Source organism: Prevotella sp. oral taxon 376 (assembly GCF_003043945.1).
Lineage (GTDB): Bacteria > Bacteroidota > Bacteroidia > Bacteroidales > Bacteroidaceae > Prevotella.
Map to the genome: position 1 here is coordinate 574,111 of NZ_PYXG01000001.1, position 23,007 is coordinate 597,117.

The following is a 23,007-nucleotide window of genomic DNA, read 5'->3' on the forward strand; positions in this document are numbered from 1 at the left end:
AAAAAAGGAAAACGCATATGAATTTACCAAAAGTGAAAATGCTGCAAGTCAGCAAGTGTCTGATCGGATTGGCGGTCATGATGCTGCAATCCTGCGACGTGGCCGACAACCGCCGTGATATGCTGTGCGGGAACTGGGAGAGCGTGGAGGGGAAGCCCGACGTGCTTATCTACAAGGAGGGCGAAGCCTACAAGGTGACGGTGTTCCGCCGGAGCGGTCTGCGCCGCAAGCTGAAACCGGAAACCTATCTCTTGCAGGAGAAAACCGGCAACCTGTTCATGAACACCGGCTTCCGCATCGACGTGTCCTATAACGAGGCCACGGACGTGCTGACCTTCTCGCCGGGCGGCGACTATGTGCGGGTGAAACCGCAGCCGGGACACCCGACAGAAGAATAACAACCACTAAAATCCAAAGTAACATGAGAACAAGAATAACAATGATTATCTGCCTGTGCCTGCTTTTCGCAGGCAGGGCAAGCGCACAGTGGGTCGTAAGCGATCCGGGCAATCTGGCGCAGGGTATCATCAATGCCTCCAAAAACATCATCCATACCTCCAAGACTGCCACGAACATGGTGAGCAACTTTCAGGAAACGGTGAAAATCTATCAGCAGGGCAAAAAGTATTACGATGCTCTCAAATCGGTGAACAATCTCGTCAAGGACGCCCGCAAGGTGCAGCAGACCATCCTGATGGTAGGCGACATCACCGACATTTATGTAAACAGTTTCCAAAGGATGCTCCGTGATGGAAATTTCAGACCAGAAGAGCTGTCGGCAATCGCTTTCGGTTACACGAAACTGCTGGAAGAGAGCAACGAAGTATTGACGGAACTGAAGAATGTGGTGAACATCACCACGCTCTCCATGACCGACAAGGAGCGCATGGACGTGGTGGAACGCTGCCACTCGAAGATGAAGCGTTACCGCAACCTCGTAAGTTACTACACGAACAAGAACATCTCCGTGAGCTACCTGCGTGCGAAAAAGAAGAACGACCTCGACCGCATCATGGGGCTGTACGGAAACATGAACGAAAGATACTGGTAGCCTATGAATTTCGACAACCTTCACCAGATTCTACGTTCGCTTTACGAGCAGATGATGCCGTTGTGCGGAGACATGGCGGGTGTGGCGAAAGGCATCGCCGGACTGGGTGCGCTGTTCTACGTCGCCTACCGGGTATGGCAGTCGCTGGCGAGAGCCGAACCGATAGACGTATTCCCGATGCTCCGTCCTTTTGCCATCGGTCTGTGCATCATGTTCTTCCCGACTGTGGTGCTGGGCACGATAAACAGCATCCTCTCACCCGTCGTACAGGGCACGGCAAAGATGCTGGAGGCGGAAACGCTGGACATGAACACCTACCGCCAGCAGAAGGACAAATTGGAATACGAGGCGATGATGCGCAACCCCGAAACCGCCTACCTCGTGTCCAACGAGGAGTTTGACAAGCAGCTGGAGGAACTCGGCTGGTCGCCCTCCGACATGGTGACGATGGCGGGGATGTATATCGACCGGGGAATGTACAACATGAAGAAAAACATCCGCGACTTCTTCCGCGAGATACTGGAATTGCTGTTCCAAGCCGCCGCCCTCGTGATAGACACCGTCCGAACCTTCTTCCTCGTGGTGCTGGCGATACTCGGTCCGATAGCCTTCGCCATATCGGTGTGGGACGGTTTCCAAAGCACGCTCACGCAGTGGATATGCCGCTACATACAGGTATATCTGTGGCTGCCGGTGTCGGACATGTTCAGCACCATACTGGCGAAGATACAGGTGCTGATGCTGCAAAGCGACATCGAGCGGATGCAGGCAGACCCGAACTTCTCGCTGGATTCGAGCGACGGGGTGTACATCGTGTTCCTCTGCATCGGCATCATCGGCTACTTCACCATTCCCACCGTTGCCGGCTGGATTATCCAAGCCGGAGGCATGGGCGGTTACGGTCGCAACGTGAACCAGATGGCGGGACGTGCCGGAGGAATGGCGGGCAGTGTTGCCGGAGCTGCGACAGGCAATATGATGGGACGTGCCGGCAAATTGCTGAAATAACAATCATGTAGAATCATTGAAACAGAATTAAGAATGGAATTTAAGTCACTCAGAAACATCGAATCATCGTTCAGGCAGCTACGCCTGTTCGGTATCGTCTTCCTCTCGCTGTGCGCTGTGGTGACGGTGTGGAGCGTGTGGAACTCCTACCGTTTCGCAGAGAAGCAACGGGAGAAAATCTATGTGCTGGACAACGGCAAGTCGCTGATGCTGGCTCTCTCTCAGGATTTATCGCAGAACCGCCCGGCGGAAGCACGGGAGCATGTGCGCCGCTTCCACGAGCTTTTCTTCACGCTGTCACCTGAAAAAAGCGCGATTGAACACAACGTAAAACGTGCCCTGCTGCTGGCGGACAAGAGCGTGTACCACTATTATTCGGACTTCGCGGAGAAGGGGTACTACAACCGCATCATCGCCGGGAACATCAACCAAGTGCTGAAAGTGGACAGCGTGGTGTGCGACTTCAACGCCTATCCCTACCGTGCCGTGACCTACGCCACGCAGAAAATCATCCGGCAAAGCAACGTCACCGAGCGCAGCCTCGTGACCACCTGCCGCCTGCTGAACGCATCGCGGTCGGACGACAACCCAAACGGTTTCACCATCGAGGGGTTCACCATCATCGAGAACAAGGATTTACAGACAATCAAACGGTAACAGGACATGAAAAGTATCAGAAAATCAATGTGGGGCATGTATTGGAAACTCCACGACAAACGGAAACGGCTGGTGGCAAGGCTCAAAGGGTATCTGGACGGTTTGCCGCCGGAAACACGCCGCCGCATCGTGCTGGGGATGCTCGCCGCCTTCGCGATGCTTGCCCTCTACACCTTCGGCAGAGCCGTCTATGACATCGGCAGAAACGACGGCTCACGTATGGATACGGGACATGCCGGACGGGTGGAACTACCGACCCCGGTGGAAACTGACAATCACTTAACACCTTATTTATATGGAACAGACGAAGAATGAATCAACGAAAGAGAACAAAGCCGCTCCCGACGCGGGAAAGCCGAAAAAGGAGCGCGAACCGCTGACAGAGGCGCAGCGGCTGAAACGGCAGAAGATGATAGTCCTGCCTGCTATGGTGCTGGTCTTCATCGGGGCGATGTGGTTGATATTCGCCCCTTCCTCCGGCAAGGAACAACCGCCGGGAACGGACGGCTACAACACCGAGATGCCAGACGCGGACAAGGCGAACCGGCAGATTATCGGCGACAAGCTGAAAGCCTACGAGCATGGGGAGATGGAAGAGCGGCTGGAGAGCCGCAACCGTGCCATCGGGCAGCTGGGCGACATGTTCGACCGCGAGATAGCGGGAACGGAGGACGGTACGGACTTCGACCTCGCCAATCCGGGCGGCAAGGAAGAAAGGGCAAAGCCTGCCACGCCGCAAACCATCCAATCCTCCGCAGCCGCCTACCGTGACCTGAACGCCACCCTCGGCAACTTTTACGAACAGCCGAAGAATGACAATGCGGAGATGGATGTGCTATTGGAGCGCATCGCCTCGTTGGAATCGGAACTGGAAAGTGAAAAAGGCAGGACTTCATCTATAGACGAACAGGTGGCACTTATGGAGAAGTCCTATGAGCTGGCGGCAAAGTACATGGGCGGTCAGAACGGTGGGAAGCCGGAACAGGCGGCAGAGCCTGCCACCGTGCAGAAGGGAAAGAAGAACACGGCGACACCCGTAAGGCAAGTGACCCGCCAAGTCGTTTCCTCCCTTGCACAGCCCATGAGCAACGCGGAGTTTGTCGCCACTTTCTCACAGGAACGCAACCGGGGTTTCAACACGGCTGTCGGCACGGCGGAGGTATCGGACAGGAACACCATCCCGGCGTGTGTGCATGAGGCGCAGAGCGTGACGGACGGGCAGACGGTAAGGCTTCGCCTGCTGGAGCCTATGGCGGTGGCGGGCAGGACAATCCCACGGGGTGCGGTGGTGGTCGGCACGGGCAAGATACAGGGTGAACGACTCGACATCGGGATCACCTCGCTGGAATACGACGGCACGATTATCCCCGTGGAGCTTGCGGTCTATGACACGGACGGACAGCCCGGCATCTTCATCCCGAACTCGATGGAGATGAACGCCGTCCGAGAGGTCGCCGCCAACATGGGAGGTTCGTTGGGTAGCAGCATCAATATCTCCACCAATGCCGGGGCGCAGCTCGCCTCCGACTTGGGCAAGGGGCTGATACAAGGAACGAGCCAGTACATCGCGGGGAAGATGCGCACCGTCAAGGTGCATCTGAAAGCCGGGTACAGGGTCATGCTTTACCAAGAAAAAGATTGAAATCAATAAAAAAATTACCACTAAAATCCAAAAGTAATGAGAAAAGTAATCATCATGTTTGCCCTCGCTATGGGCATCGCAACTGCCAACGCGCAGGAGAATGTAACCGTTGAAACGACCAACGGAAGTGAACAGCCGACCTTGACGAAGGAGGTCTATCCGCAGAAGGAGGCGGACGGAGACCTGTATCACGGTCTGTCGCGCAAGCTGACCTTCGACCGCATGATACCGCCGCACGGTCTGGAAGTGACCTACGACAAGACCGTCCACGTCATTTTTCCGGCGGAGGTGCGCTATGTCGATTTAGGCTCGCCCGACCTGATTGCCGGGAAAGCCGACGGAGCGGAGAACGTCATCCGCGTGAAGGCTACCGTAAGGAATTTTCCCAACGAAACGAATATGTCCGTCATCACGGAGGACGGCAGTTTCTACACCTTCAACGTGAAGTACGCCGCCGAACCGCTGTTGCTCAATGTGGAGATGTGCGACTTCATCCATGACGGCAGCACGGTGAACCGCCCGAATAACGCACAGGAAATCTATCTGAAAGAGCTGGGCAGCGAAAGCCCGATGCTGGTGCGACTTATCATGAAGTCCATCCACAAACAGAACAAGCGCGAGGTGAAGCATATCGGCTGCAAGCGTTTCGGCATCCAGTATCTTCTCAAAGGCATCTACACGCACAACGGATTGCTCTATTTCCACACGGAGATAAAGAACCAGAGCAACGTGCCTTTCGATGTGGACTACATCACTTGGAAAATCGTGGACAAGAAGGTGGCGAAGCGTACCGCCGTGCAGGAGCAGATCATCCTGCCGCTCCGCGCGCAGAACTACGCCACCCTCGTGCCGGGCAAAAAGAGCGAGCGCACGGTCTTCACGATGGCGAAGTTCACCATCCCCGATGACAAGTGCCTCGTGGTGGAGCTGAACGAGAAGAACGGCGGCCGTCACCAGTCCTTCGTGATTGAGAACGAGGATTTGGTACGTGCGGGTACCATCAACGAACTTCAAGTGCGCTGACCATGAGAAAGTACATCGCAATAATCATCGCGTCGCTTGCCCTTTTTACAGGGCAGGCGCACGCCCAGCGGTGTCTGCCGAAGATGCAGGGCATCGAGGTGAGGGCGGACATGGCGGACGGCTTCAATCCCGGCGGCAAGGACGGCGGGTACAGTTTCGGGGCGGCTCTCTCCACTTACACGAAGAGGGGGAACAAGTGGGTGTTCGGTGGCGAATACCTCCTGAAAAACAATCCCTACAAGGATACCAAGATACCCGTGGCGCAGTTCACGGCGGAGGGCGGATATTACTTCAAGATACTGTCGGACGCCCGAAAAATCGTGTTCGTCTATGCCGGGGCTTCGGCTCTCGCCGGATATGAATCGGTGAATTGGGGGAATAAGGTGCTGCATGACGGCTCCACGCTGCACGACCGGGACGCCTTCATCTACGGCGGTGCGCTGACGCTCGATGTGGAGTGCTACGTGACAGACCGTATCGCCCTGCTTGCCAACCTGCGTGAGCGTTGCCTGTGGGGTGGCGACACGCGGAAGTTCCACACGCAGTTCGGGGTCGGCGTCAAGTTCATCATCAACTGACACGGGCATGGAACGGACGGAAATAGATGCTATCAGAAGGATGCCGCTTGCGGATTTTCTCGCACGGTTGGGGCATGAGCCTGTCAGAAGGAGCGGTAACGAGCTGTGGTATATCGCCCCGTACAGGGGCGAGCGCACCCCCTCTTTCCGTGTGAACGTGGCGAAACAGCTTTGGTACGACTTCGGTTTGGGCAAGGGCGGTGACATCTTCACGCTTGCCGGGGAGTTTCTGCAAAGCGATGACTTCATGAAGCAAGCGAAGTTCATAGCGGAAGCCGCCAATATGACGGTTGCCGGATGGGAAAAGCCCGCCTATCTCCCGAAGCCGACCGAACCTGTCTTTGAGGATGTGGAGGTCGCTCCGCTGTTTCGTTCACCGCTGACGGAGTATTTAGAGGAACGAGGCATACCAATCGGAGTAGCATCCCGCCACTGTTGCCGCCTGAACTACAGTGTGCGTGGAAAACGGTATTTCGCTGTCGGTTTCCTGAATATGGCAGGTGGATATGAAGTCCGAAGCCGATATTTCAAGGGGTGCATCCCGCCAAAAGATGTGTCTTTGGCAAGGACGAAGGAAATCCCGGCTGACGAGTGCCTCGTGTTTGAGGGCTTCATGGACTTTCTCTCCGCCGTGACGCTTGGCGTAACCGGTAACGCTGACTGCCTTGTACTGAACTCTGTCGCCAACGTGGAGAAGGCGGCGGGATTGCTGGACGGCTACGGGCGCATCGGATGCTTCCTTGACCGTGACGAAGCCGGACGGCGGACGCTTGACGCTCTTGCCAAACGGTATGGGGCGCATGTCGCCGACCGTTCCTCCCTCTATGGCGGTTGCAAGGACTTGAACGAGTATCTGCAACAGACAACGAAAAAACAGAAAAACAACCATCTAAAAATCGAAGAAAAATGAACATACTGAACAACAGAAACAAGAGAACAAATATCTTTAAGGTGGTGGCGTTATGCCTGATAGCCGCTGTGTCATTCACCATCGTGTCGTGCGATGACGACATGGACATCCAGCAGTCCTATCCCTTCACGGTGGAGGTCATGCCCGTGCCGAACAAGGTGACGAAGGGGCAGACGGTGGAAATCCGCTGTGAGCTGAAAAAGGAGGGCGACTTCGCTAACACGCTTTACACCATCCGCTATTTTCAGTTTGAGGGAGAAGGAAAGTTGAAAATGGATAACGGCATCACCTTCCTGCCTAACGACCGCTACCTGCTGGAGAACGAAAAGTTCCGCCTGTACTACACGGCGGAGGGCGAAGAGGCGCACAACTTTATTGTGGTGGTGGAGGACAACTTCGGCAACTCTTTCGAGTTGGAATTTGACTTCAACAACCGGAATGCAAAGGATGACGGTTTGACCATCGTTCCCATCGGCAACTTCAGCCCCTTGCTAAAATGATGCGTGTATTCATGACAATGCTCTGTTCGCTTCTGACGGTCTGTTTTGTGTCCGCACAGATCAGCCGCCAAGAGGGAACGGACGGGCAGGCGGCAATCTACCGGCTGTCTCTATTCGAGAGGGCGGTACGATGCACGAAGTATTTTGAGGGATGGCACTCGGAAAAGCACCACCCATACGTGGGTTGGGGTCACAAGATTTTGCCGGGCGAAAGGTACTCGGCACGAACCATGACGAAGCGGCAGGCGGACGCGCTCCTGCGGAAAGACCTGCGGAAGTTCTGCGCGATGTTCCGGCAGTTCGGGAAGGATAGTCTTTTACTTGCCACGCTTGCTTACAACGTGGGTCCATACCGGCTTTTGGGTAGCAAGACAATCCCTAAAAGCACCTTGATAAAGAAGCTGGAGGCTGGCGACAGGAACATCTACCGGGAGTATGTAGCCTTCTGCAACTACAAAGGAAAACGCCACGCCATGCTGCTCAAACGGAGAAAGGCGGAGTTTGCACTGCTGTATATCCCGTGACTGTAAATGAAAATCCGATGAAGCCGCCAACTTCATCGGATTTTCCGCTTTTCATACATTCGGGATTGTACCCGTATCTATCACGTCACCATCCCTGCAAAATTCGATGCTTCCGGGTGTAAATCCCATGCTCCCGATTGCGATGTGACGGATATAGTCCGCATACTCCCTACCTTGAAAATTCTTTCCCGTAAGGTTTTTGAAAATCATCTTTATGCTTATGCCGTCGTTGCCGTGCAAGATGATTTTTCCGTCCTGCCTGATTGTTTCCATAATAAAAACTTGTTTTTGTGAATAATATCGCAGATTGGCACAGAGGTTTCTTTGCTACTTTCTTTGTCCGCCATCATGCTCACCGAAAGAAAGTAGGGCGGCTCTCGCCGCCGCAACTCAAAAGCGTGTGTAAAGTCCCGTCACCATCGTGAATATTTCTTCCAGCATATCAAAATAGATGCCCTCGTGTACGGCAATGTACTTTTCCTTGCACTCGAAAGTCTTTTTGCTGAATGTCCTGCGGTAGAACCGCATATTGTAGAGGTCTGCCCCCGCATCATAGATGATGTCAAGGCGGTTGGCACTTGTCTTGTTCCGTGTAAGGCTCATCCGTAAGCCGTTGCCCATGTCGATGAAATCACGGCTACCCGTCATGGCGGTAAATCTTCTTCCGCCTATCTGCTGTAATATCGTCTGTGCTATCATTAACCGTTGTTTTTAGGGTTTTAAGTGTTGGCGGTGTCCGCACCGCCAACTTGTTCAAAATTCTCGCATCTCGGCAATGGGTGTCTGCCGTTGCAGCCACTCTTTCACACATTCCATATTATACTCGCTCGTGATGACTGCCGTATGGCTGTCGGTGGCGGTGAAACGTGTGCTTTCGTAATCATCTATCCACCCTTTGAGGGTGTCAGTTCCCCACGCTTGGGCATCGTCAAAGATACCGTCCAATGCCGTGATAGGTTCGCTGAATTTGACTATCAGCGTTTGATAGGTCGTGTTCATCGGTTGCCCTCCTTTCCCTGCTTTGCGTTCAGCCACTTGTCCCTTGCGGTTCGGCACTCGTCCAATGTGGTTTTTACACAAGCGAACAATTCTCCGTCCGTGTGGCGGTAGTCGTATTGCACAAGTGTCCGCCTGCGTCTGCCGATACCCGATTGGAAACGCTCGTATTTCTCCGTACCTGCTTCCGTGCAGGTACTTACTCCGTTGATGGTCATTCGTGTTGCCATAATGTTGCTTTTTAGATGGTTAAAAATGTACTGACAGAACTCTGTTCTTCATCACCATTTCGGGGTTGCTCGTGTAGCGTTGGTGCAGGTAGAAATGGTGTGAGCCGAAGCCGTAAAGGAAGAACTTGTCAAGTTCGTGCTTCTCGGCAAACTCCTTTACGCTCTTTCTCAATTCCCCCTCACTCGTTGTGAGAGTGAGGAGGTTTACAAATTCAAGGAACAATGCAGGGATTTTATCGTCCCACACACAAATCATGCTTTCAATTCTTACTTCCATATCAATGTTGTTTTAGGGTTGATGCTATGCCACTTTCATCCGCTCACGGATAAGGTTGGCGTTCTTATTCACAAGGTCTATGATGCGCTCGTGGTATTCGGTGTCTTGGTTGTACTTGCCGTGGCACTGCACCACCTTGAGTGTCCGCAAATCCACCTCTACGGTTTCAATTATCTCACCGCCAATCCTTGCCGAGAGTATGAGGGTGTCGGCTTTCTTGTAGTATTCACTGCCGAACACGCAGATGTTCTGTGCCTTGCCCTCGCTGTAATACTCGTCTATACTTTCAAGCACCTTGATGATTATTTCCTCGTCCGTGATTACCAATCCGAAGAATTTGGATTTGTTGGCGATGAAATCCTCCGCATCTTTTTCCCTTTGCAGTTGCCGCTGTTGCTCACGCTCACGCCTTTCAATCTCCCAGCGGCGGCGTTGCTCGGCTCGTTCCTTCTCGTGTATGGTTTCAATCTTTCGGGTTGCGTTGTCGTGTGCCGCCATGAAATCTTCGGGGCAGATGTTCTTCGGGTTGCGGAGGTCTTGACCGAGTTTGTTGAGCATACGCAGATAGTCGCACCACATGGAGAAGTTGTCTATCAGATACTTGTGACGCTTGGCAATCAGATATGATGCCCAGCATTCATCGGCAGTACGGGCATTGAAAAGAAAGTGTTTCATAACCTCAATCTCACCGCCTTTCATAAGGGTTTCAATTCTTGGGTCTGAAAGCAAGGCTTTGAAAAGACGCACGGGGGAAATGCCGTGGAAATCGCCCTTGAAGCCGTTGCGTCTGAGTTGGGGTAATACCCTCATTTTGGGATATGCACAGCTTCTTGCCACAACATCATCGTATAGGCTGTTGTGCGGTCTTATCTCCATCGCGCTGCACAATGCCCATACATCGCAGTAACAGAATGTGAAGCCACGGAGCAACGCCATGTCCGTAACCTTACCGTCGGGTGAAATCCAACGCTGCACAACCTCGTGGCAATAGAAGTGCATCGGCTCGCCTTTCCTGCTCTCGCATCTGACCTGCGCCACACGGATTACCTGATAGCCTTTGCAGGTGGTTATCACGCTGAAATACTGCGTTTCCTTGTAGATACGTTTGCGTGTGTCCTGCACTTTGAGTTCGGCATGGCATTTGGGGCAGGTGCAACCTTCAAGGGTGTCGCACAGTACGCTGTCGCTGTGCCACTCGTGACCGCAGTCGGAGCAGGTGATGTTCCCTTTCTTGGTGCGGTAGCCTATATGTTCAATGCAGTGGCGGTATGCCCATTCAATTTGTGTCGTTGATATGGGGCGGAGGTTGGCTGAAAGTCTTGCCACCTCTTTCTGTATCTTGGTCTTCGGTTTCATAAGCCTAAATCAAATAATGAGGGTTGGGGGTGGGTTTCTTTTCTCGCTGACGGTCTGTTGCGGTTCTGCAACTTGCGGAGTTCCTCCTCTTGGTATCTGCGGACTGCATTCTGACGTGCCTCCGCCTTTTCCTCTTCCGTGAGTTCCACAACATGGTTCACCACCACTTGGCAGTTCATAGGTTTGCCCACCTCTATCTCGTTTTCCTCATAGTAGTGGATGACTTGCCCGAATATCTCTCCGTCCGTGAAGCCGCTGCAACCGCTTTTCTGCACATAGTTCAGAATGTGGGTCACACACTCGTCTATGTTTTTGGCAGGGTTGCGGTACTTCTTCGCAAAGAGCGTATCTTCCTCCGCCCGCTGTTCCAGATACATTTGTATCGTTCTTTTGAAATGGTCTGTTCCTTTCATATCGCTGTCGTTTTTAGATTGTCTGTTTAAGTATCTCTCTCCAATAGGTCGGCTCTACCTCGCTGAGAAGGAAGTCCATGAAGTCCCTCCGTGCGTCCTTGTTCAGTTCGTGGTACAATCTTCGGAAAGTGCTAAAATTGCCGTTGATGTACGTTTCCACCATATACACGAAGATGTTGTCCACCTCGTAATATTTGCACTGCTGCGCTACCGTCTTGCAGTTTCTCTTTGCCATGTCGGTAAGGGTTAAAGGGTGAATAACCAAAGGATGAAGCCGAAGAAGGCAATGGTGAAAAGGATAGCCACGATTACACCTATCGCCACTCGGAACACTCCGTTTACAATCTCTCTGATGATGCCCCAAAGGATGCCGAACACCCCGAAGGCGGTGCGCATCATCAAGCCGCATATCGCCAACCCGATGTATTGCGCCACTTGTCTGAAATTTGCCGTTGCTGTCATATCTTCGCTGTTTTTGATTTTTTTGTTTTTTATGCGGATTCAAGAGCTGAGGGAGTTGAGTTTCAAACTATCTTATCTGCCTCTCGTTTATCCGACATTTTTTTTATGCGTCTTTCTGTCGCATCGGTCGTTTTCGTTTCGGGTGCTTGAAAAGGTAGGGATTAGGGAATGCAAGGTTTTTCGGTCAAAATACTACCCGCAGGGCTGGAGATTTTTACCGAAAACAGGAGGCTTGACCTTGCTTTCCCGTCCAATCCCGGAATTACCTTTGCGCCCAGAACGGAAATGACTGCCTGATGCGGCTCACTGAAAGGCGCAAAAATGGAGGTAAACGAAAACAGAGGCTGATTGGGTAGAAAAAACTTCAGGGAAAAATCCGTAAAAAAGGAATCACCAAAAGGAAAAAGACATCACCGGAAGCGTGAAAAGGGCAAACCACTACAAAGGAAGTATGATTGTTTTCCGATCCGACAGGACTTGTCCAGCCGGGCGACAACAATCATTCTTCCCGGATTGCCCGCTGTGTGTGGCTACCTGTTTCATTCATGGGGCAGGCGGACACACTCTGCATTCACTTTCCGCTTCCGGCAAAAGGGACAGCGAAAAAAAAAAATCATCTGAAAACCCGTAAAAGCACCTCTTGGCATAGGCGCAAAAGAAAGGGGCATTGCTTCATCTGTCTAAACATCGTTTAGGCGTGAGGCAATGCCCTTTTCTCCGGCTATGCGGTAGTTGGCACACGTTTGTTCCAAACTCGTTTTGGGCAATGGTGTGCCGACGGATAATACCGCTTTTACGGAAAAATCTTATGAATGAGGGGATAAAAATCTGGGAGTTTATATCAAAATCTCGGATTAAATAGCTACTTTTGCATACGAAGAGTTCTTTGAAGGTTACGCAACGCGCAGAAGGATAATGCAGTAGATAACTAACTAAATCGTAACCTATTACTATCAAGAGCGATTAACCAACGCTCATTTCCAATAAATTACACTCTTTTCGTAACTTCAGGCAACAAATATACGAAATAATCAGGAATCTTGCAAGAAACAAGGAAGAGAATCCTCTCTTTTGGCAGAAATTCGGAGAAAGCTGGCTCTGGCTTATCCTTTCAGGAGAAACGATATATGAAAATGGGCGGACTTTGAGAGTCCGCCCATTGGGAAACATATCTTCCTTCGCAGAGGAAAGTTCCTTCTTTTTGTTATGAAAACCTATTGAGTTATATAGCTTTTATTTCTCCTGACCTACCACATCGGCGCGGCGAGCCTTCACGCTGAGGGCATCGCGGCCACTGAGCGATAAGTCCTTACCCTTGCCTTCCACGCTCTTGATGCGGTCGAGACTGATACCCTGCTCGGCCAGATAGTCGCGCAAGTTCTCGGCGCGCTGCTGGGTAAGGGCAGCATTGATGGCTTCTCCGCCCGTGTGGTCGGCCCATCCGGTAATCTCTACCTCCATGTCGGGGTTGTCTTTCAAGAAGCGGACTATCGTTTCCAGCTGCAGCGCATACTTCGTCTGGTCGATGTCGGCATGACCGCGGCGGAAGCCGATGCTGGGCAGCGTAGCCACGCGCTTTATCACTTCACGCACCACTTCTTTCTCCACGATGCGGTCTACATATATCGTGTCGTGCATCACATTGCATGACTTGTCGCAATGGCCGTTGAGGTTCATCTCGGGTACATAGGCCGGGGTAGCCGCATAGAGGATGTTGTCGCGTTTAGTCTTGCCGTTGAGTTTGAAGATGATGCCGGCCTGCATATAGGCCAGGATGTTCTTCGTGTTGTCGCCGGCGATGCCATCAAACTTCTTGTTGAAGCCATAGACGCCTCCACCCTTGAGCTGAAGGTCGACGATGCGGCCAGTGCGGAAGCGCAGAGCCAGTTCAGCGCCTACGCCGTTGTTCACCTGATAGAACAGGTTGCGCGAGGTGTAGCGGGCGTCGTTGCTCTTGCGGTAGACCCTCGGCCGATAATACTGGAAGTAATAGGAGGGAGAGAAAAGGAGCGTTACCTTGCGCATCCTTTCTCCTCGGTTGCCGCCGAACATGTTGCTCAAGTTCAGGTCAAGTCCCAGTCGACCCTGCCACAGCGTAACCTTGCTGTAGAGCTCGCCGTACTTCAGGAACTGGTCGCCCGTCAATGGGTCGGTCGGGCCGTCGGCCTTGAAGCCGTTGGTATTCAGATACTCGTCCTTGTTGCTCGACAGCGCGCCCAGCTGGTTATGGCTGTAGTAGCCCTCGAGGGTGAAGCCCACGGTGGGGTTCATCTGATAGCCCACCGACACGCTTCCGATGGGAGCGGGATAGAACTTCTCGTCGGAGAAAGTGGAGAAATCTCCAAACATGGCCGATAGGCCGCCGTTGAGGCCGATGGTCCAGTGCCCATAGTTGTTGTAATACTGCTGGCGTGCCTCGTTCTTCTGTTCATTGGTCTGCGCCATGGCGGCAATAGGCAATGCCAGCATGAGGGCAGCGATAATCATGTTTTTTGTTTTCATATCTTTGTTTAATACGAATAATGTTATTAGCTATAATATAGTTTCTTTATTACGGTTGGAATTACCATGACACCGAAGGCGTCGAGCCTCCCCAGGCATGCGGGTAGGCATCGGACTGTTCCTGGAGTTTCGCGTTCATGTCATCGGCCAGCTGCTGCCCGATAGAATCTATCGCCCCGACGGTCTCTGAATGATCGACTACTTCCAGATTACTTATTTCATTGTTGATTTCCTCCGCAAGATCTCCTGCCTCTTGCACTTTATCGTCAACCTCCTGGACTGCATCCTGAATTTCGTCTATGAAATTCTGAAAATCATCAGCCCAAGTGTTGATGTCGTCCACCTTGCCGTCGTAACCATCGTAGTTGTTGAAAACCTCCTCTACGGCATCCAGATCTATAGAAGCCAACTCTGAAGCCAGCGTCTCCAAGTCTGAGCATTCGCTTTCGGCTTTCATTTCCCAATCGTTCAGGTCTCCATCGATAGTTTCATATTGCTGATAGACATTTTTGTAGAGGTTGTTGATGCGATTGATAAGCCCGTTGATAGATTCCAAGTCGTCGTGCGTGAGTGTCTCATACTGCGAGATGGAGAGTGCCTTGAGCATGGCTTGCATGTTCTGGTAACGCTTCTCCATGTCGATGTCGTTGAGTGCTTCGATACGCTTTTTGTATGCGGCGTAGGTGGCAGTATAGTCCTTGGCGGCTATAGAGTTGAGCTGTCCCTGCCATTTATCCACCTTCTGGTTGAGGGCATCCATGCTCTCATCGGCTTCTTTGAGTCGGTTTTTCAGCTCCTCGAGCTTGGCAAGAGTGGCTGCGTCTCCTTGCTCCTTGGCCTTGCGGATGTCTTCCTCCAGCTGGGCCATCTGCTTGTTGTTATGCTGCTCGAAGGCTGCAATCTTTCCCTCAATGGTCGTTACCTGCGCATTGAGTTTCTGCGTCTGCTTCTGGATTTCCTCGTCAGTGAGGGTTTCCATACGCTTCACCATCGCGTCCATGTTCTTTGTCCATTCTGCCACCTTAGCCTTGATGGCTGCCCGCTTTTCTTTTTCTGTCTCGTTGAGTGCGGCCGTGATTTGCTCGTTGAGCGTAGCTATCCCGGTTTGGATGAGTTTTCTCAGCTCTATATCGGCCTGTTTCAGGTCGGCGACATTCTTGTCTGAGGTTGCTATTTCGTCGGCATAGTCCTTGGCGCATGAGCCCGTGAGGAGCATCATGGCACACAGGAGCGAGAGCTGTATTATCTTTTTATAGTTCATAGTCTTCTATCTTTTATGGGTTATACATTTACATTGCCGGCCATGTCTTCTGCTTCGCTCACGCATTCTTCCATGTAGTTATTAAGGTTGGAGATTTCCTCAACAACGCTATCCGCTTTATCTTTGATTTCCTGAATCTTCGCAAGTTCGTTTTCTACGACATTCAGGTTTTCTTTCACCTTGTCTTTAGCATCCTCGTAGACAGACTCCGCATCCTGATGCAGCGCTTCCATCTCATCATAAACGGTGTTGAAATTATCCAATGCCGTTGCAGCGTCGTCCATGGCGACGACGAGATCGTTAGCCTTATTGATGGCATCCTGAACATTGTCAGTCAGTTCGGCTACATCTGATGAGAGGTTCTCAAGCTCGGAGGTATAATCGCTTAAATTGTCATAGTATGACAGCTTGGCGTTGTAGTCGGCGAGCGTCTTCTTGATCTTGGCGAGGTTGCTGCTGCGGAAGGTCTGTATCTTCGAGTCTATCAGGGCTTTCATCCTGTCCTCGAAGTCCTGTGCCTGCTTCAGTAACCTTACCTTTTCAGCTTCCTTCTTTTCAATTTCCGTACGCATGTCAGCCAGTCGGGTTTCCAAAGCGAGCAGCCGGTTGATTCGTTCCTCATAGCCTTGCCCGGCTTCCTTCACTTCTTTTTCCGTCTTGGCAATGAGTTCGATGGCGTCCTGCGCCTTTTTGATATTGGCCTCATCGCCGTCCTTGATGGCTTTCTCCAGTTCTTGCCGCGCCAGCGACAGAGCCTGGTCGAAAAGTTCCTGCTTGGCATTGATGGCATTCGTGAGGGTGGTGCCCAGCTCTTCTATCTTCACGCCGGCCTGTTGGGCACGGGTTTCGATGACGCTTTTCAGTTCGTTTTCGGCAGCCGTGAAGCGTGCTACCACCTCCTTGTCCTTCTCGCTGAGCTTATCATCTACCGTCTGCTCCATTGTTTTGATGTTCTGCATCAGTTCCGTGTGCAGGGCTTGTATGGAGGCAATAATCTCAGCCTTTATCTTCTCGTCCTCGGCTTTCAGTCGTGCCTCTTCCTTGAAACGGTTGTTCATCTCTTCGTCGTAGTCGTAGGAGGTGCATGCACCGAGCAGTCCGCTCAGCAGCAAGAAACCTATGACCGGCACGAACGCATTTTTGATATTGAATTTTCTCATAATCGTGTTTTGTTAATGTGGTTATTCAAATATTTCATCCCTAATCTGATTGTATTCTGAAATCAGATCTTCGAGCTTTATCAACAACTCCGCACAGTCCTGCGCCCAGCCCTCCAATAACTCTATCATATCGTCGGCTGCGTCAGGATCAACTGTAATCAGCTGCGTAAGCTCATCTTCAGACCATGTTGGCATGTCGTCGAGTGGGGCACTAATGTCGTCGAGGTTGAAATCGCCCGCCGTGGGTACGTTTTCAAAGTCGCTCATGAGGTTCTCTATGTCAGAGAACTTACTTTCCAGTTCCTCCACTTTCTGTGGTAGTTCAGTGGCTTCGTTGTTGTTCAGGGCTTCATCGTATTTGCTCTTGATGGCCTCTATTCTGTCTGAAAGTTCCTCAAAATCGCTCAGCTTTTCTACCATCTCATCCGTGAGGGCTTTAGCTTTCACCAACTGGTCATTATAGGTGTTGAGCTGTTGGCCGGTCAGATTGTCGATGGTCTCATTCACCATCTGGCGTATCTGCCCGTTGAACTTCTCAAACAGGGCAGCCTGCCCCTTGTATTTCTCCTGCAACTGGCTCACGCTCTGCTCGATTTCGAGGATGGCGGCATTGTTCTTTTCGAGTTGGGCAATCTGCGTCTCGAAGGTCTCCATGCGTGTCTTTGTCGCGGCCATCTTGGCCTGCAGGGCGCCTATCTTGGCGATTTCTGCCTGGATGAGCGCCTCGTTCTGCTTGTCTCCTTCTGCGATGGCGGTGGCGAGCTGCCCTTTCCTCGTGCTAAGAATGCCGTCCAGCTTGTTGCCCGACTGCTCCAGCTTGCCCATCAGTACGGGTAGTTTGGCGTCTACATTGTCTTCAAATCCGTCAAACTTCTCGTTGATGAGATTCTTGGTTTGCGACATCTTCGTTGCCAGTTGGTCGTAAATGCTCTGCCCCTCGTCGTCGATGAGTTTCTTGAGCGTCGTTTCGAGGGTGTTGATTTTCTGGTTGAGCTCTGTGCGCGTAAGTTCTATCTGCTTCTTGAGCTCTGCCCGGATGGCCGCGTCTTCCTTATTGAGGTCTGACAGTTCCTTATCATTCCGACTCAGGAAATCGTCGTTGTCGTCGGCGCAGGAACTGAATAGGCTTCCTCCCATGAGGGTAGCCAGCGCGGCAATGATGAATAGTTTGATCGTTTTCATATTTATATAAATAGGTTTATATGTTTTTGTTTCTTGTTTTTCAGGCAGCCTTGTGTGCCACATGGTTTTTGGTTCAAGGCGGTTGGTCGCCGTCTTCCGGGTTTTGCGATTCAGCCGGAGACTTCTCTTTTTTTATTCCGAGCTGCTTTTTCACTTCTTTTTCCACCATGGCTTTTATCGTGTCCAGAAGCCCCATCCGTTCGTTGATAGGGTCTGGGTTTTTATCGGACAGCAGAGGAGTTCTTTTTTTCTTATATCCCATGGCATCTTTGTTTCCCTTTGATTTTTGTGCAAAGTTAGGCATGAAAGTATTGAAAGCTCTATTCAATTCTTGCCAAAAAGCATTCAATTCCTGACAAAAAGAAGTTGGCGAAATGGTCAATTCTTGCCATCACGAAAACTGGAAGCATTGATTATCAGCGCTTCCAGTCGTTTTGTTAAGTTATTTTAATGATTTGGGTTCTTTCCTTTTCGGTGCGGTTTTCGGGGCCATCGTTCCCTATAGATGGATGCTCATGCCCGCCATGATCCAGCGTCCCGGCTGCTTCAGGCGGCCGAAGTCGGCATATCGGTGCCCTGTGAGGTTGTTGGCCTCGAGATAGAGGGTGTAGCGGGGGGCTGTCCATGTGAGCTTGGCATCGAGCACGCTGTAGGGCGAATAGCGGTTCAGGATATTCTTCCGGGTGGTCTCGTCGAAATCTATGGCATATTGTCCGTTGCGCTTCTGGAAACGATAGTTGAAGTTCAGGCCGAGGGCGCGCCACACCTGCGTCTGTAAGTTGGCCACGAATTTGTGGCGCAGATACTCCAGCACATATTGGCTCGTGATGCCCTCATAGCGCTTCTGGTCCTGATTCAGGTAGGTATAGGCCATGTTCAGGGATTTCAGGAAGCGTTGCGAGGGCAGCCGCCGACTGAGGTCGAGGCGCACATCGGCCTGCAGGCCCACGGCGTTTATCTGCCCGAAGTTGGTCGTCGTGAGTTCCTGCGACACCGCTTTCTCGTTGATGATCCAGTCGATGAGGTTGCGGTAGTGGTTGAAGAAGGCGTTTACCTGTGTCCTGATGCCCGGCGCGCCATGTACGATGCCGATTTCTACGGCTGCGAGTTCTTCGGGTCTGAGGTGCTTGTTGGCGTTGTATCCCTTGGAATTATAATAGAGTTCGGTAACCGACGGCATGCGGAGCGACGCATTGTATGAGGCGTACACCTTCCACCGCTCGCTGAGGCGATAGCTGGCGTCGATGCCAGGATAGAAGCGCGTCCCTGCGTCCGACCAGCTGTTCTTCACCGCCGTAAGGCCCATGGAGATCGTGAAAGCCTTGAGGAGAATATTGTGTTCGAGCGTCAGCTGGATGTTTGTGCGGTTGATGCCGTGGGTATAGGCGCGTTCGGTGCCGTGTATGGGTTTCGGGTGGTCGAGCGGCTCACCGAGGTTTCCGCTCACGAGGTCTTCCTCGCGTATCTCTGCCGACAAGGCCGTGCGGTGTTGGCTCGACCAGTCGTACCAGCTGTTGATGCCCGCCCCGAACACATTTGTGCGGTGATAGTTGAAGGGATAGGCGTCGGGGTTGTCATGGAAGAGCTCAAACCGGTCGGTATAGTGGTTCCAGTAGAGCTGTGGCCGCAGGTGCAGCCGCCCGTGCTTGTTGCTGCCTTGCAGGGCGGCGTAGGTCTTGGTGGTGCGCTCATACTGCTCGTCGGAGTAGCTGCTGTAGAAGGTGTTGCTGCCGAAGCTTCTCGTGCTGATGCCTGCCTGCCAACGGATGTTGAAGTCGGCATGATCGTAGCGTCCCTGATAAAAAGCCTTCCCGCCATTGTAGTCCATGTTCAGGTGCCCTTTCTGGCTGCGGCTGTAGCCGTCGCTGCGGGTATAGGTGCCCGAGAGGGAGTGGCTCCATCGGTGGCGGTCGGCATACTTGGCGCGTGCCGTGGCCGAGAGATAGCCGTAGCTTCCCCCCTCCACGCCGGCCTGCAGCCCCGTGTTGTCGTAGCCCCGGGTGATGATGTTTACCGCCCCGAGCATCGACGAGGTGCCGTAGACGCGCGCGGCCGGACCTTCCAGCACTTCTATGCGCTGGATGTCGGAAAGGCTGCAAGGGAAGTCGAAGGCGTTATGCCCAGTCTGCGGGTCGTTGATGTTGACTCCGTTCAGAAGGATTGTGATTTGCTCGTAGTTGCCGCCGCGGATGCCGATGTCGGTCTGTGCTCCCACGGGACCTCGCTGCCTGACATCCACTCCGGCTATATACTTGAGCAAATCGTTGATACTTTGCGCTGGCGCAGCGGCAATTTCCTTCTGCGACAGCACGGTTACCATTCTCGCTTGCCGGGTAGAGCCCAGCGGCGCTCGTGAAGCCGTAATGCTTACCTCGTCCAATTCGTGCTCCTGATGCAGCAGGGTGCTGTCTGCATCGGCCTTCTCCATCCGGGTGCTGATGCCCTCGGCCTTGGCGTGGGAGAGCGTGGAGACGCTCAGGATGCCGATCAGCACTTCCCTGCCAAGGGCAGCGAAGAGCGAATAGCCTTTGTTGGAGAAGCGCTTGAAGACGATGGTCGAGCGCTTGTTAAACCGTACTTTGTTCATAACGGGTGCAAAGGTACGAAAAAAATATGAATCCGCAAGGGGATGACTCTTATCGGATGCTCACATTGTCGACGAGGTAGAGCGACGGCCTCATCGGTTCGTCGCATCCCGGGAGTGGGGGAGCCGGGTCTTGGTTGGGGGTCTGCCGGTTGGGCAACTCCCGATATTCGCCCGTGCGGAGGCTAAGTCGTTCCACCTCTTTCACGGCATGCAGGATAGGATAGGTCCTGCCTTCGAAGCGCAGCAGGCCGTTGTCGAAGGTGAAGGCAAGGTGCCTCACGATGCCCGGTTGATAGTGGCCGATGACCTCGCCGCAGGAGCGTATCTCGCCATTCTGCAGCCGGAGGCTCACGGCACGGGTGCCGTGGCGGTCGGTGAGGTCGATTTCAAAGGGATCGGCATTCTCTTTTTCCACCTTCAGGTCGAGGTTTACGGCAACCTTTTTTGCCGTCTCGAAGACACGGATGGCACGCGCGTAGTCGTAGCGGTCGGAATCGGAAAGGCAGAGCCGGTGTGCCTTGTCTATCCGCACTTGGCACCAGGTGGGGCGGTAGATGTTCCAGTGAGGGATGGTGGCGTCCGGTTTTATGTCGTCGAAATTGTCCTTCACCGGGCCTTGCCAAGTGGTCTTCACGGGCACGGGCACACGGCTCACCCAGATATCCTCCTTGTTCACGCTGTAAGTGAGCCACATGTCCTGTCCCTCGGGTTGCTGTTCGCCCTCGGTGATGCCGCGCACATAGCAGGGACCGAAATCTTTGTTCTCGCCCATGAAACGGCGCGGGGGCACCTCGCCGTGCACCACGCCGAGAGAGTCGAAGATGATGCCGTCGTCGCCGGTAATGACGATGAGCGGATAGCGGTAGGGCTGCGTTTCGATGGGGTTGTAGCAGAGGGCATAACGGCCGTCGCCCGTGCGTTGCCCCCACTGTTTCCCTCCGGCCATGATGAGCGACGGGCAGCGCACGGGCGCGGTCCAGCTACGCCCCTCATCGTCCGACAATGCGGCATACGACCATTTCCAGAGTGCCACCACTTGGCCGTCGCGGCGGTGGTAATATGAGGTGGCCTGCACGGTGTTGATGGAGTCCTTGAGGCTGTAGAAGCCGTCGAGACCCCGGTCTTCGTCAATCCATTGCAGGGTCTTGAGCCTGTCGGCGAGGAGCGATTCCACGGCCTCGCGGAATCCCTTGTCCTTCGACCGGGTGTAGAAGGGATACGCCGTGTTGCCCTCGTTCCAGCCGGCATGCGACGAATAGCGAACGAAGTAGATGGGGCCGAGCGTACCGTCCTTGTGCACCTCGCGTGCCATCCTCCCGATGCCGCCCTCCTTGAAAGGGTCGTAGGCATGTCCCTGGAAGGCCAGGATGAGCAGTCGGCCGTTGGGGGCGGTATAGAATCCCATGCGCTGATGCTGGATGTAGCCGTAGTAGGGCTTGGGAATCGTTACTCCCTCGGGGGCCTTGTATTGCGGAAAGGCTATGCGGGGCTTGTTCCAGTGGCGGCCATCCTTCGACATGACATAATAGGTCTGCCCGGGAGGTTGCTGCTCGTCGACGGGATTGGAGAGATATTCGAGGAAGAACGAGCCGTTCCAGTAGGTCAGGTTGGGGGCATGGTTGTAGGTCCATCCGTAGCCGTCGGCCCTCTCGGGGTGCGTGCGGTTGGCGCGCATTACCTGTATGTTTTCCGTGCCGATGGCATAGCGGAAGCCGCCTTCGTGAAGGCGTGGGTTGCAGATTTCGCCTCCCACATAGGCCACGGGCTCCTGTCCCGTGCCCGTTTGGGCGTGCCCGTTACCTGCGGCGAGCAGGGCGAGCGAGAGTGTCAGCATCTTTTTCATGTCGGTTGGGGTGTTAGGTTTCTGCCGCAAAGATAGCAAAAAGAATTGAGAAAGCGGCACACCTGTGAGCAGAAGATTTCAGAAGGTGGACTTGCGGGCGGCATGTCGTTGGGTTACAAGCGGCTTGTAATCGTGTTACACACAGCTTGTAATCGGATTACACACGGCTTGTAACATGACTCCTGACGAATTCCGATTGGAGGGGGAGCGGCGCCCCGTGGGGCTATGGGGTGCCGCGACGGGACATTTCCGCTTCCCGCCCGAGCATCATCCCACGCCACTTGAGGTAGCCCGCCACGGCGATGACCACATAGAGGGCGTAGAGCGAGGCTTTGAAGGGGATGTCTTTGTAGAAGTAGAGGGCGCTGGTTACGATGTCCACGACGATCCAGATGAGCCATTGCTCCAGGTATTTGCGTGCCAGCGCCCAGATGCCCACGAAGCTCAGGGCCGTGGTGAAGGCGTCGGCCATGGGCACCGTGGAGCCTATCTGCGTGAGCCAGTACCACAGGAGACCCCAAGCTGCCATGGTGAAGAGTGCCCATGGCAGGATGAGGCGCGGCTTGAAGTGGCTCACGGGCAGTTCCTCCCCCTCCTCTTGGGCGTGCTTCCGCCCGAATTTCCAGGTGGCGAAGCCGTACACGGTCATGGCGATGTAATAGAATTCCATGGCGCAGTCGGCGTAGAGCCCGTGCTGGTAATAGAGCACGATGTCCATCGCCTGCATCACGAAGCCCACCAGCCAGAGCCATATCGAGGCCTTGTATTCCAGCAGGATGTAGGCCAGGCCGAGCAGGGTGGTCGTGATGTCGAGCCAGTGGAGGGAGAGGAATTCCGTCATGAAA

Annotated in this window: 28 protein-coding genes and 1 pseudogene; 12 read left to right on the forward strand and 17 right to left on the reverse strand. The window is 53.3% G+C overall.

The annotated features are described in order from the left end of the window. Positions 1-17: 17 nt before the first annotated feature. Genes C7120_RS02585 through C7120_RS02635 form a run of 11 tightly spaced genes read left to right on the forward strand, consistent with a single transcriptional unit; the run spans position 18 to position 7,893 of the window. Positions 18-398, forward strand: a complete 381-nt coding sequence (locus C7120_RS02585) for a DUF3876 domain-containing protein (protein ID WP_004371724.1) — start codon at positions 18-20, stop codon at positions 396-398. Positions 399-421: 23 nt separating this feature from the next. Beyond that, on the forward strand, positions 422-1,051 hold the full coding sequence (locus tag C7120_RS02590; protein ID WP_025072698.1) for a DUF4141 domain-containing protein: 630 nt from the start codon (positions 422-424) through the stop codon (positions 1,049-1,051). 3 nt (positions 1,052-1,054) lie between these two features. Then, positions 1,055-2,059 carry a conjugative transposon protein TraJ gene (traJ, locus tag C7120_RS02595; RefSeq protein ID WP_004371726.1) on the forward strand — a complete coding sequence of 335 codons (1,005 nt, stop codon included), beginning with the start codon at positions 1,055-1,057 and terminating at the stop codon, positions 2,057-2,059. A gap of 33 nt (positions 2,060-2,092) precedes the next feature. Beyond that, complete coding sequence (traK, locus tag C7120_RS02600; protein WP_004371727.1) at positions 2,093-2,716, forward strand: conjugative transposon protein TraK; 624 nt, start codon at positions 2,093-2,095, stop codon at positions 2,714-2,716. 6 nt (positions 2,717-2,722) lie between these two features. Further along, positions 2,723-3,031, forward strand: coding sequence for a TraL conjugative transposon family protein (locus C7120_RS02605; RefSeq protein WP_004371728.1), 309 nt, complete (start codon positions 2,723-2,725; stop codon positions 3,029-3,031). Next, positions 3,012-4,358, forward strand: coding sequence for a conjugative transposon protein TraM (traM, locus tag C7120_RS02610; RefSeq protein ID WP_004371729.1), 1,347 nt, complete (start codon positions 3,012-3,014; stop codon positions 4,356-4,358). Before C7120_RS02605 ends, traM begins: the two co-directional genes overlap by 20 nt. Before the next feature lie 36 nt (positions 4,359-4,394). Beyond that, positions 4,395-5,381, forward strand: coding sequence for a conjugative transposon protein TraN (gene traN / locus C7120_RS02615; protein ID WP_004371730.1), 987 nt, complete (start codon positions 4,395-4,397; stop codon positions 5,379-5,381). A gap of 2 nt (positions 5,382-5,383) precedes the next feature. Next, positions 5,384-5,959: a conjugal transfer protein TraO gene (locus C7120_RS02620; RefSeq protein ID WP_004371731.1), complete on the forward strand. Its 576-nt coding sequence runs from the start codon at positions 5,384-5,386 to the stop codon at positions 5,957-5,959. A gap of 7 nt (positions 5,960-5,966) precedes the next feature. Beyond that, positions 5,967-6,869: a toprim domain-containing protein gene (locus C7120_RS02625; RefSeq protein ID WP_004371733.1), complete on the forward strand. Its 903-nt coding sequence runs from the start codon at positions 5,967-5,969 to the stop codon at positions 6,867-6,869. Next, complete coding sequence (locus C7120_RS02630; protein WP_004371735.1) at positions 6,866-7,369, forward strand: DUF3872 domain-containing protein; 504 nt, start codon at positions 6,866-6,868, stop codon at positions 7,367-7,369. Before C7120_RS02625 ends, C7120_RS02630 begins: the two co-directional genes overlap by 4 nt. Further along, positions 7,366-7,893, forward strand: a complete 528-nt coding sequence (locus tag C7120_RS02635; RefSeq protein ID WP_004371737.1) for a hypothetical protein — start codon at positions 7,366-7,368, stop codon at positions 7,891-7,893. The genes C7120_RS02630 and C7120_RS02635 overlap by 4 nt, the downstream gene beginning before the upstream one ends. A 51-nt stretch (positions 7,894-7,944) precedes the next feature. Here the strand turns inward: C7120_RS02635 and C7120_RS02640 are convergent, their stop codons facing one another. The 9 genes from C7120_RS02640 to C7120_RS02680 form a co-directional block, all read right to left on the reverse strand. Further along, positions 7,945-8,166: a hypothetical protein gene (locus tag C7120_RS02640; RefSeq protein ID WP_004371739.1), complete on the reverse strand. Its 222-nt coding sequence runs from the start codon at positions 8,164-8,166 to the stop codon at positions 7,945-7,947. 117 nt (positions 8,167-8,283) lie between these two features. After that, positions 8,284-8,592, reverse strand: a complete 309-nt coding sequence (locus C7120_RS02645) for a hypothetical protein (protein ID WP_004371741.1) — start codon at positions 8,590-8,592, stop codon at positions 8,284-8,286. A gap of 54 nt (positions 8,593-8,646) precedes the next feature. Continuing rightward, positions 8,647-8,949: a hypothetical protein gene (locus tag C7120_RS02650; RefSeq protein ID WP_004371743.1), complete on the reverse strand. Its 303-nt coding sequence runs from the start codon at positions 8,947-8,949 to the stop codon at positions 8,647-8,649. Next, a complete protein-coding gene (locus C7120_RS02655) occupies positions 8,889-9,119 on the reverse strand; it encodes a DUF3873 domain-containing protein (RefSeq protein ID WP_004293898.1) in 231 nt (76 codons plus the stop codon). The genes C7120_RS02650 and C7120_RS02655 overlap by 61 nt, the downstream gene beginning before the upstream one ends. Before the next feature lie 19 nt (positions 9,120-9,138). Then, complete coding sequence (locus C7120_RS02660) at positions 9,139-9,396, reverse strand: hypothetical protein (RefSeq protein ID WP_004371745.1); 258 nt, start codon at positions 9,394-9,396, stop codon at positions 9,139-9,141. Positions 9,397-9,420: 24 nt separating this feature from the next. Beyond that, a complete protein-coding gene (locus C7120_RS02665; RefSeq protein WP_028900990.1) occupies positions 9,421-10,752 on the reverse strand; it encodes a PcfJ domain-containing protein in 1,332 nt (443 codons plus the stop codon). Next, positions 10,749-11,165, reverse strand: coding sequence for a PcfK-like family protein (locus C7120_RS02670; RefSeq protein ID WP_004371748.1), 417 nt, complete (start codon positions 11,163-11,165; stop codon positions 10,749-10,751). The genes C7120_RS02665 and C7120_RS02670 overlap by 4 nt, the downstream gene beginning before the upstream one ends. A gap of 13 nt (positions 11,166-11,178) precedes the next feature. After that, the gene (locus tag C7120_RS02675) at positions 11,179-11,400 is read right to left on the reverse strand and encodes a hypothetical protein (RefSeq protein ID WP_004371749.1); all 222 of its coding nucleotides are present in this window, start codon (positions 11,398-11,400) and stop codon (positions 11,179-11,181) included. 11 nt (positions 11,401-11,411) lie between these two features. After that, on the reverse strand, positions 11,412-11,627 hold the full coding sequence (locus tag C7120_RS02680) for a hypothetical protein (RefSeq protein ID WP_008126037.1): 216 nt from the start codon (positions 11,625-11,627) through the stop codon (positions 11,412-11,414). A 676-nt stretch (positions 11,628-12,303) separates the two neighbouring features. Here C7120_RS02680 and C7120_RS14320 point away from each other — a divergent pair. Beyond that, positions 12,304-12,517: pseudogene (locus tag C7120_RS14320) on the forward strand (hypothetical protein). 343 nt (positions 12,518-12,860) lie between these two features. Here the strand turns inward: C7120_RS14320 and C7120_RS02700 are convergent. The 8 genes from C7120_RS02700 to pnuC all read right to left on the reverse strand — a co-directional run bounded on the left by C7120_RS02700 (position 12,861) and on the right by pnuC (position 23,003). Further along, entirely contained in the window at positions 12,861-14,129 is a 1,269-nt protein-coding gene (locus C7120_RS02700) for an OmpA family protein (RefSeq protein WP_107620236.1), read from the reverse strand. Positions 14,130-14,190: 61 nt separating this feature from the next. Further along, complete coding sequence (locus C7120_RS02705) at positions 14,191-15,390, reverse strand: hypothetical protein (protein WP_107620237.1); 1,200 nt, start codon at positions 15,388-15,390, stop codon at positions 14,191-14,193. A 20-nt stretch (positions 15,391-15,410) separates the two neighbouring features. Beyond that, positions 15,411-16,550: a hypothetical protein gene (locus C7120_RS02710; protein ID WP_107620238.1), complete on the reverse strand. Its 1,140-nt coding sequence runs from the start codon at positions 16,548-16,550 to the stop codon at positions 15,411-15,413. 21 nt (positions 16,551-16,571) lie between these two features. Further along, positions 16,572-17,732 carry a hypothetical protein gene (locus C7120_RS02715; protein WP_107620239.1) on the reverse strand — a complete coding sequence of 387 codons (1,161 nt, stop codon included), beginning with the start codon at positions 17,730-17,732 and terminating at the stop codon, positions 16,572-16,574. 73 nt (positions 17,733-17,805) lie between these two features. After that, positions 17,806-18,114, reverse strand: coding sequence for a hypothetical protein (locus tag C7120_RS02720; RefSeq protein WP_146154189.1), 309 nt, complete (start codon positions 18,112-18,114; stop codon positions 17,806-17,808). Positions 18,115-18,231: 117 nt separating this feature from the next. Continuing rightward, on the reverse strand, positions 18,232-20,319 hold the full coding sequence (locus C7120_RS02725) for a TonB-dependent siderophore receptor (RefSeq protein ID WP_107620241.1): 2,088 nt from the start codon (positions 20,317-20,319) through the stop codon (positions 18,232-18,234). 49 nt (positions 20,320-20,368) lie between these two features. Beyond that, positions 20,369-22,162 (reverse strand): hypothetical protein, encoded by a 1,794-nt coding sequence (locus tag C7120_RS02730; RefSeq protein WP_107620242.1) that lies wholly within the window; start codon positions 22,160-22,162, stop codon positions 20,369-20,371. Positions 22,163-22,385: 223 nt separating this feature from the next. Beyond that, the gene (pnuC, locus tag C7120_RS02735) at positions 22,386-23,003 is read right to left on the reverse strand and encodes a nicotinamide riboside transporter PnuC (RefSeq protein ID WP_107620243.1); all 618 of its coding nucleotides are present in this window, start codon (positions 23,001-23,003) and stop codon (positions 22,386-22,388) included. Positions 23,004-23,007 lie beyond the last annotated feature (4 nt).